This window comes from Shigella sp. FJ200513 (assembly GCF_040495915.1).
Classification (GTDB): domain Bacteria; phylum Pseudomonadota; class Gammaproteobacteria; order Enterobacterales; family Enterobacteriaceae; genus ECMA0423.
Genome location: NZ_JBDYCV010000039.1, coordinates 26492 through 35272, shown reverse-complemented (window position 1 = coordinate 35272; position 8781 = coordinate 26492). Strand labels below are relative to the sequence as shown.

Below are 8781 nucleotides of genomic sequence, written 5' to 3'. Positions count from 1 at the left end.
TCTGATGGAAATGGAAGCCACGCAAGCACCTTAAAATCACCATCATACACTAAATCAGTAAGTTGGCAGCATTACCCGGCGGATGCGCGCCTTTATTCTGCGGCGTGAAGTACGGTCCTTCGAGATAACTCCCCAGCACTTGCGCACCAGGTCCGCCGCGTTGGCAACGTTGAGCAATACGTTTCAGCGCCGCATGAATGGTATTAAGCGGCGCGGTTACGGTGGTCGGTAACCAACTGCCGACACCTTCGCGTGCCTTGTGCATTGCCAGCTTGTCGAGTACATCCGGCGCGTCATCCATTACATCAACGCCCGCACCACCGTGTACATGGGTGTCGATGTAAGCGGGGCAGAGCCGTTCCGCATCGCGTTCAGTCACGCCCACTGGAATCGGTTCGATTGCTGCGATGACACCGTCAGCAACACGCAACTGATGGTCATCGAACCATCCCTCTTCAGTCAGCAGCCTTCTGGCGCGCAGAACGTGTGTCATATTCCTTCCTCGACCGGACATTCTTCATGGCAGCGGCCTAACTCGTCCACCAGACTGGTCAGCCCTCGGTGTCCACACTCCAGCGCCTGTACACGGAATTCTTCACCGCTTAACCCTTCGCGCTCCAGCACCATCTCCAGTAGCAGTTGCAAATTGGTGCCGGTAATCACTTCACAGCCCGGTTTTTGCATCGCCAGCGTTGAAGCTACGCGAAACGGCGTGCCGCCCAGCAAATCCGTCAGAAAAACAATGCCGTCTTCACAATCCAGTTGGGCGATGGCCTCTTCAAGCTGCGATGTAAGCAGCGCGGCGCTTGAGGTTTCGGGAAAATCGATGGCAATAAACTGCGATTGATCGCCGAGGATTTGCTTCATTGCTTTTTCCATGCCACTGGCAAACCCGCCATGCCCTGTCAAAATAATACTTAACATCTAATACCTCATTGTATTTAAAGGAAATGGCAGAATTTACCGACGATCCCTAGAACCACGGTAACCGCAATCAGGCGCAGCGGACTCTAGCCGCGGCGTACCAGCCAGAACATGGTCAGGGTGTAGACCAGCGGTAAGAAGGCAGGCATCAGTTTGTCGATAACATCAGCCTGTAACTTAACTACTGCGTCGCCCGCCGTGATTTCCAGCGTGGTGCTTAAACGAACATAGGTTGCCACCAGTGCGCCGATTACCGTCATTCCAACGATTGACGCAGCATGGCCGACTTTTTTGGTATTCGCTTTAATAAGGGGAATCGCCGCCACGCCCATGCGGTAAGCATAATGCGCCAGACCAAAACGCAGCCCCAAGTGTACCACGTTGAACAGCACAATAAAGACGACTGCGCCAAGAATAGAGCCTTGTAGCGCGAGGCTTGCGCCTATCCCGCCACAAATCGGCAGTAGCGTTAGCCAGAACATCGCATCGCCAATCCCGCCAAGCGGCGCACCGACGGCAATTTTGGTGCTCTGAATACTGTTAACGTCCTGCTTAGAACGCTCCATCGCAAGGATAATGCCGATAACAAACGTCACCAGAAACGGATGGGTATTGAAGAAACCCATATGCCCCTTCATGGCGCGCGCCAGGTCGCGTTTATTAGTGTGGATCTTTTTCAGAGCAGGCAGCAGACCGTACAACCAGCCAGAAGCCTGCATACGTTCGTAGTTAAAAGACGCTTGTAACAGCATGGAACGCCAGGCGACGCGGTTGATATCTTTTTTCGTCAGCTCCGCGGCAATGCTCCGATCTTCATACACGTTTTCATTGACGCCAGTCAGCAGTGTTTCTTCATTTTCGCTGACGTTCGGCAGGGTGGTTTGATTAGATGCCATCTTCAAATTCCTCTTTCTGTGCCGCAGGTTGAGTCGGTTCAGGAGATTTACGCAGCAGATCGATCAGCGCCATCGCCAGCGCGGCGGCAGCAATAGCCAGCACCGGTAACTTGAGCCAGGTTGCGGCAACAAAGCCCAGGATGAAGTAGGGTATGTAGACGTTTTTCATCATGATTTTCAGCAGCACGGCAAAACCGATTGCTGGCATGATGCCGCCCGCGACGCCGAGGCCGTCGATTAATCGTTGCGGCAGGACATCAATGATGGTTTTTGCATGTTCCGCGCCGAAGTAGATAGGCAGGAAAGCGCAGAGAAAATAGAAAGTGCCGAGTGCCAGCAGTGCCAGATAGTTCACGCGTTCAATGCCGCGAGTATCGGCGTTCTCCGCCATCCGGTCGCAGCGAGACATCACGCCAGACATCACCGAGAACAGGAAGGTAATCCCCATCTGTACTGCGACAGCGAAAGGTACGGCGACACCGACCGCGACATCGGGTTTCACGCCAGTAGTAATGGCAAACGCCGTGCCGACGATAGTACCGATAATCACGTTAGGCGGCTGTGCGCCCGCCAGCGGGGCCAGCCCCATCCACACTAGTTCCAGCGTATCGCCGGTTAAAATTCCGGTATGCAGATCGCCAAGTACCAGCCCGACCAACGGGCCGAGGACCACCGGGCGGTGCATATGGGTTAAGCCGTTAAACATATCTAGGCCAGCGATAAAGGCGATAATGCCCAACGCAAATGCCTGCAACAGGCTGATTTCCATGATGAATCCCTCAAAGTAATTTAAAGAGGTCCACAGCAGGCTCTGTCGGGACGCCCTGAACGAAGCATTCCACCCCAGCGGCTTTCAGGTCGTTAAATGCTGCGATATCGCCCGCATCCACAGAAACCGTTTTGGCGATTTGTTGTTTGCCATTGGCGTAGTGCATATTGCCAACGTTAATGCGATTCACCGGAACGCCACCTTTCACCAGCGTCAGGAAATCGGCGGGTGTTTTACAAACCAGCAGGATTTTCTGTCGATCGGCGGCGCGATGAATGTTGTCGATAACTTTTTGCAGCGTCCAGAAACGTACGGCGATCCCTTCTGCCAGTACCATTTCCATCAGGTTTTGTTGTACCGGATCTTCGGCAACCTCATCGTTGGCTACCAGCACCAGATTTGCCCCCGCAAATCCGACCCACTGAACGCCGACCTGACCGTGAATCAAGCGTTCATCAATCCGGCTTAAAACAATATTTGGCATAGCATGTTCCTCTTTGTTTTGCTTATTGGCCTTCACAGGCTGTGTGGTACTGCGCCAGGATGTCCTGAATATGGTTTATAATGAGTTCCCGTGGCGTCGGTTGCAGCTCGCCGGAGCGAACTTTCACGTACTGCAGCGGCAGATACTGGCTGATGAGCGGTAGCGGAATTGGTGAATCCGCCAGATTACGAACCAGATGAGCGAAAGCGTCATCAATCTGGCTGTCCGGCCAGTAATAGCGCACGCGATCTGAGTAGCTGTAACCACGCGCCAGACGACGCGCGTTGCCGTCACCGTGGTAGTGGCTTTGCCAGTATTCCGGGCGGTCGAGCATCACGTTTTCCAGCACCTGACGCAGACCGGAACAGGCTTTCGCTGGTACCAGTTCTTCTTCAATCGCCGCCAGAGAAAAAAGGGCTTCACGCAGGGCGAAGGTCAGCGCCGGGCCAACTTTCAGAATGGCAAAGTGGTCAATCACCAGCTGGCGCAGAGATTGCGGCGTTTGATAATCGGTAGAGTGCGCTTCGAAAATCAGCGTTTCGTAGTTTTCGACCATCTGGCTTAAGGCGCTCGCTTTGGCGGGCTGATAATCAATAACGTTGGTGTGATCGAATTCGACGCCGGGTTGAACCACCAGGGCAATAATGCGTGGCCAGATGGCATTCAAACCTTGCTTTTCAAAGGCGTGACGATGGGCTTCCAGCGTGGCGCGGGCGGCATCCGGCGTGGTGACCGCCAGCTCGCTTAAGGTTTCATGCGCGCCGCCAGGTACCGGCACTTCGGTACCAATGACATACTCCAGATCGGCTTCGCCAAAGTGTTCGCGACAGGTTTCTTCCGCCACTTTCGCCAGACGGGCGGCGCGTTCAGCCACGATGTCATCAGTTAAGGGAATTGGATCGTCCTGACAGGACATGCTGCAATCAAGGTGGATTTTTTTGAATCCTGCCGCAACGTAGCTTTTAATCAAATCATCGGCATTGGCCATTGCCTGAGCGGCTGGCAGGTTTTGCCAGCGGTTTGGCCCCAGATGGTCACCACCCAGAATCAGCGCATCCTGCGGGAAATTCAACGAGTCGGCGAGCTGACAAACAAAGCCGCGAAAATCGGCGGGCGTCATTCCGGTATAACCGCCGAACTGGTCTACCTGATTGGAGGTTGCTTCAATCAGTAACGGCGTTTGGTTTGCACTGGCGTAGCGGATTGCAGCCTCCAGCACCAGCGGATGTGCGGAACAAACGGCATAAATTGCATTTGTTTTGCCCGCTTTGTGCTGTCTCACCATTTCTGTCAGATGTTTCACTTTCCTCTCCAGTTCAGATTACTGCGATATTGATCTTTCGTTTTGTTTCAATTGATACTGCGTCATGGTGAGATAAAAATAAAACGAAAGATAATAGTTTTCTGATCTGATTCACAAAAGAAACGTAATGAAAGTCACTGAAACGAGAGTAGCTTGCGCCAATGGGCAAGGTGGGCTTGCATTTGCTTAATAGAAAGGCGTTAATAGGCAAAACGAAATGAAACGAAAGTTTTACGAAAGGACTTACTATGAGTAATACCGACGCTTCAGGTGAGAAGCGAGTGACAGGCACCAGCGAGCGACGAGAACAGATCATTCAGCGTCTGCGACAGCAAGGGAGTGTGCAGGTTAACGATCTGTCGGCATTGTATGGCGTATCTACTGTGACGATCCGCAATGATCTGGCGTTTCTGGAAAAGCAGGGGATCGCTGTGCGTGCCTATGGTGGCGCGTTGATCTGCGATAGCACGACGCCGTCAGTCGAGCCATCAGTGGAAGATAAAAGCGCACTGAACACCGCGATGAAACGCAGCGTTGCGAAAGCTGCCGTTGAGTTGATTCAGCCAGGTCATCGGGTGATCCTCGATTCCGGGACCACCACTTTTGAGATTGCTCGTCTGATGCGCAAGTACACTGACGTAATTGCGATGACCAACGGTATGAACGTGGCTAATGCGTTGCTGGAAGCGGAAGGCGTTGAGCTGCTGATGACCGGCGGGCATTTGCGCCGTCAGTCGCAATCTTTTTACGGCGATCAGGCTGAGCAATCGCTGCAAAATTACCACTTCGATATGCTGTTTCTTGGTGTAGATGCGATCGATCTGGAGCGCGGCGTCAGCACACATAATGAAGATGAAGCCCGTTTAAGCCGTCGGATGTGCGAAGTTGCGGAACGGATCATCGTGGTCACCGATTCCAGTAAATTCAATCGTTCCAGTTTACATAAGATCATTGATACTCAACGTATCGACATGATCATTGTTGATGAAGGCATTCCTGCGGATAGTCTGGAAGGACTGCGAAAGGCTGGGGTTGAAGTGATTCTGGTCGGGGATCACGCGTCTTCGCTGTGACTCAATATGCCCGATAAACGTGTGCTATCGGGCATAATACGAATTGAATTATCAGGTCACCGGTGCTGGGTTAAACACCGCCAGCTGGTTATGCAGTCCCCATTGATCCGAGAAGGTTTTCTTCTTCCCGCTGGCGACGTCGAGAATAAAGTGGAACAACTTCCAGCCCTCCTCTTCAATAGTTTCTTCGCCGGTAGCGATGGTGCCCGCATTAATATCCATTAAATCAAACCAGCGGTTCGCCAGCTCGGTGCGGGGTGCCATTTTAATGACGGGTACCGCCATCAGGCCGTACGGCGTACCACGACCGGTCGTAAACACTTGCACGGTGATACCCGAAGCCACCTGTTGCGTGCCACAGACAAAATCGCTGGCTGGCGTCGCGGCGTAAATTAATCCGCGTTTAGTCGGGCGTTGACCGGGCGACAGCACTTCAACAATTGCACTTTTGCCCGATTTAGCAATGGAGCCGAGCGCTTTCTCTACCACGTTTGCTAGACCGCCTTTCTTGTTGCCCGGCGAAGGGTTGGCGCTGCGGTCGGTTTTTCCCATATTGAGATAGTTATCGTACCACTCCATCTCCTCCAGCAGCCGTTTGCCGACCTCTTCGTTCACTGCGCGTGGTGTCAGCAGATGGATCGCGTCACGCACTTCCGTGACTTCTGAAAACATCACCGTTGCGCCGCAGCGCACCAGTAGATCAGACGCATAGCCAACCGCCGGGTTTGCCGTTACGCCAGAAAACGCATCGCTGCCACCGCAATGCATGCCGACAACCAGTTCTGAAGCCGGACAGGTTTCTCGCTGACGTTGATTCAGTTTTTGTAGATGGCGTTCGGCGACCTGCAAAATATCCTCGACCATGGACTGAAAACCGACATGCTTTTCATCCTGCAAACTGACAATGCTGGCGCTTTCTACTGGAATAGCTTGCACATCATCCGTTCCAGTCAGCAGGCGCTCAGGCTGCAACTTTTCACAACCCAGGCCAATCACCATTACTTCGCCGCCAAAGTTAGGGTTCAGCGAAATATTGTGAATGGTACGAATAGGTACAACTGCTGCCGGTGCGTTAATCGCCACGCCACAACCGTACAAATGATTCAGCCCCACCACGCCATCGACGTTCGGGTATTTCGGTAGCAGATCGCGTTCAATGATTTTTACTACATAGTCCACCACGCCTGCCACACAGTGGACGCTGGTGGTGATGCCGAGCAGGTTTTTGGTGCCCACGCTGCCATCGGCATTGCGATAGCCCTCAAAGGTGTATCCTTCCAGCGGCGGTAAGGGTTCCGGGACTTTGGTTGCCAGTGGCAGCGTGTGTAACGGCGGCGCTTCCGGTAGTACAACCATTGATTCGTCGATCCAGCTTCCGCGTGGGATTGCACGCACGGCGTAACCAATCACTTCGCCATAACGAATAATTTCACCATTAGCCGGAATGTCCAGCAATGCGACTTTATGCCCCTGGGGAATATGTTCAATTAATTCCAGCCCATCCGGAAAACGCGTTCCTGCTTTCAGGCCATTATCATTAACAATAATTGCCACATTATCTGTGTCGTGAACTTTTATATAAAACGCAGTTGGCGTTTCTTGTCTGATTTCGATGTTGGCCATTGTGCAATATTCTCCAGCCAGGGGTTATTAAAATGAGGACCTGGTCTCATTTAAAAATAAATGATTTCATTGGGTGAAATAAGAATGTCAGGAGTTTAAACGCAGAAATGTGATCAATGTCAATCATTTTAGGGATTGCAGTGCCGCCCGGCAAGGTAAAGCGCAAATCTGTGCTTTAGCGCGCAACCTTATGTGCATATGCTCAAAATAATATTTAAAAAGTATTAATTAAATTAGCATTTGCACAATGATTATTATTCTCGCGCTGCTTATACTAATTCCCGAGTTCATTGTCGTTACGGCATAAATGAAACTTATAAATAACACCTTCCCCATAATAATAAAAATCAGCATAAGTACCCGAGGTAAATAAAATGATTCTGGACACCGTTGACGAAAAAAGGAAAGGTGTGCATACCCGCTATTTAATATTACTGATTATTTTTATTGTTACCGCCGTTAACTACGCCGATCGTGCAACGCTGTCTATTGCTGGTACCGAAGTGGCAAAAGAGTTGCAGTTAAGTGCGGTTTCGATGGGTTACATCTTCTCCGCTTTTGGCTGGGCCTACTTGCTGATGCAAATCCCCGGCGGCTGGTTGCTTGATAAGTTTGGCTCGAAAAAAGTTTACACCTACAGCCTCTTTTTCTGGTCGCTGTTCACCTTCCTGCAAGGCTTTGTTGATATGTTCCCGCTGGCTTGGGCAGGGATCTCCATGTTCTTTATGCGCTTTATGCTGGGATTCTCGGAAGCTCCATCCTTCCCGGCGAACGCCCGTATTGTCGCCGCCTGGTTCCCGACGAAAGAACGTGGTACTGCCTCCGCCATCTTTAACTCGGCACAATATTTCTCGCTGGCGCTCTTTTCGCCTCTGCTTGGCTGGCTGACTTTCGCCTGGGGATGGGAGCACGTCTTTACCGTTATGGGGGTGATTTGTTTTGTGCTGACGGCGCTGTGGATCAAGTTGATTCATAACCCGACAGATCACCCACGTATGTCTGAGGAAGAGCTGAAGTTTATCTCTGAAAATGGCGCGGTGGTCGATATGGACCACAAAAAGCCGGGCAGCGCGGCAGCAAGCGGTCCCAAACTGCATTACATCAAGCAATTGCTCTCTAACCGCATGATGTTGGGCGTATTTTTCGGACAATATTTTATCAACACCATCACCTGGTTCTTCCTCACCTGGTTCCCGATTTATCTGGTGCAGGAAAAAGGCATGTCGATTCTGAAAGTGGGTCTGGTCGCCTCGATTCCGGCACTGTGTGGTTTTGCGGGCGGCGTGCTGGGAGGTGTCTTCTCGGATTATCTGATCAAACGCGGTTTATCCCTGACCCTGGCACGTAAGCTACCGATTGTGCTGGGAATGTTGCTGGCTTCCACCATCATCTTATGTAACTACACCAACAACACCACGCTGGTGGTCATGCTGATGGCGCTGGCTTTTTTTGGCAAAGGATTTGGTGCTCTGGGCTGGCCGGTGATTTCTGACACCGCGCCGAAAGAGATTGTTGGCCTCTGTGGCGGCGTCTTTAACGTCTTTGGCAATGTTGCCTCCATTGTCACTCCACTGGTGATTGGCTACCTGGTAAGTGAACTGCACTCCTTCAATGCAGCACTGGTTTTCGTGGGATGTTCAGCGCTGATGGCGATGGTCTGCTACCTCTTCGTAGTTGGCGACATTAAACGTATGGAATTGCAGAAATAA

At 51.7% G+C, this 8781-nt stretch carries 8 protein-coding genes and 1 pseudogene; 2 read left to right on the top strand and 7 right to left on the bottom strand.

From position 1 onward, the window contains the following. Window positions 1–76 precede the first annotated feature (76 nt). The 6 genes and pseudogenes from ABZJ92_RS10785 to kbaZ form a co-directional block, all read right to left on the bottom strand. Window positions 77–493, bottom strand: a pseudogene (locus tag ABZJ92_RS10785) (N-acetylglucosamine-6-phosphate deacetylase); the annotation flags it as partial. After that, a complete protein-coding gene (gene agaF / locus ABZJ92_RS10780; RefSeq protein ID WP_000948809.1) occupies window positions 490–924 on the bottom strand; it encodes a PTS galactosamine/N-acetylgalactosamine transporter subunit IIA in 435 nt (144 codons plus the stop codon). The pseudogene ABZJ92_RS10785 and the gene agaF, both read right to left, overlap by 4 nt. Window positions 925–1010: 86 nt before the next feature. Further along, window positions 1011–1820 (bottom strand): PTS N-acetylgalactosamine transporter subunit IID, encoded by an 810-nt coding sequence (gene agaE / locus ABZJ92_RS10775; protein ID WP_000157931.1) that lies wholly within the window; start codon window positions 1818–1820, stop codon window positions 1011–1013. After that, window positions 1810–2589, bottom strand: a complete 780-nt coding sequence (agaW, locus tag ABZJ92_RS10770; protein ID WP_000406202.1) for a PTS N-acetylgalactosamine transporter subunit IIC — start codon at window positions 2587–2589, stop codon at window positions 1810–1812. Before agaW ends, agaE begins: the two co-directional genes overlap by 11 nt. 10 nt (window positions 2590–2599) lie before the next feature. Further along, window positions 2600–3073: a PTS N-acetylgalactosamine transporter subunit IIB gene (gene agaV, locus ABZJ92_RS10765; RefSeq protein WP_001295547.1), complete on the bottom strand. Its 474-nt coding sequence runs from the start codon at window positions 3071–3073 to the stop codon at window positions 2600–2602. A gap of 22 nt (window positions 3074–3095) precedes the next feature. Further along, window positions 3096–4376, bottom strand: a complete 1281-nt coding sequence (gene kbaZ / locus ABZJ92_RS10760) for a tagatose-bisphosphate aldolase subunit KbaZ (RefSeq protein WP_000681907.1) — start codon at window positions 4374–4376, stop codon at window positions 3096–3098. Window positions 4377–4624: 248 nt separating this feature from the next. On the opposite strand from kbaZ, the gene agaR reads away from it, so the two are divergent. Further along, window positions 4625–5449 (top strand): aga operon transcriptional regulator AgaR, encoded by an 825-nt coding sequence (agaR, locus tag ABZJ92_RS10755; protein WP_000072195.1) that lies wholly within the window; start codon window positions 4625–4627, stop codon window positions 5447–5449. Window positions 5450–5500: 51 nt separating this feature from the next. Here the strand turns inward: agaR and garD are convergent, their stop codons facing one another. Continuing rightward, window positions 5501–7072, bottom strand: a complete 1572-nt coding sequence (garD, locus tag ABZJ92_RS10750; protein ID WP_001273759.1) for a galactarate dehydratase — start codon at window positions 7070–7072, stop codon at window positions 5501–5503. A 374-nt stretch (window positions 7073–7446) separates the two neighbouring features. On the opposite strand from garD, the gene garP reads away from it, so the two are divergent. Next, on the top strand, window positions 7447–8781 hold the full coding sequence (gene garP, locus ABZJ92_RS10745) for a galactarate/glucarate/glycerate transporter GarP (protein ID WP_000599646.1): 1335 nt from the start codon (window positions 7447–7449) through the stop codon (window positions 8779–8781).